Raw genomic sequence first — 637 nt, 5'->3', positions numbered from 1 at the left:
GTATGAAAAAACATGGGATGGTGTAAAGAACTTCACAGGTGAGTTAACTGGATATTACGATTACATACGTGCCTCTGAAGGTGTTGATCCCGTCACTGGTGCTGAACTTACAACAGCTCAACGTGTGACAGCTGGAGCAATGGCAGCAGCAGGTTTTATCCCAGTTGTAGGATGGGCCGGAAGAATCGTTAAAGGTGGAGGAGCCATCTATAAAACCGCCAAAGGTGTGCATGCAGCGGATCAGGCTTTGGATGTTTACTTAAATGCGAAGACATTCTCAAATCTCGAAAAAGCAGAACTAGGAATCTATGGTCTTGTGTCGGTTAATGGCTTTAACGAATATATACTAGGCAAAGATATGTTCGGTAACGAGTTAACTGATCTTCAGCGTCAACAAAGCTTATATTATAGCATTCTAGGTCCTGCGCTAATGGCTACACCGTTTATCCCTACTTTAGTGAAAAATGGTAAAGTGGTATCGGAAGAAACAATCGGGAAGTTGCATCAGCTAACACTGAAAACAAAAACTGGGGCTGTTTTTTTTGGTAGAGAATTACAGGGTGGAATGAATGTTCTTCTTCAAAATCCTAGAAGCAATTTGGCGTTTAGTTCAATTGGGAATTCACCAATAAATGTT

The 637-nt window shown here is 41.3% G+C and carries 1 protein-coding gene; it reads left to right on the top strand.

What is annotated here, in order from left to right:
- Positions 1-637: pre-toxin TG domain-containing protein (locus FS935_RS23175; protein WP_240051011.1), on the top strand; the 637-nt coding region annotated here is incomplete at both ends.

Source organism: Metabacillus litoralis, from assembly GCF_007994985.1.
Classification (GTDB): domain Bacteria; phylum Bacillota; class Bacilli; order Bacillales; family Bacillaceae; genus Metabacillus; species Metabacillus litoralis.
This window is presented reverse-complemented; position numbering and strand designations above follow the sequence as displayed.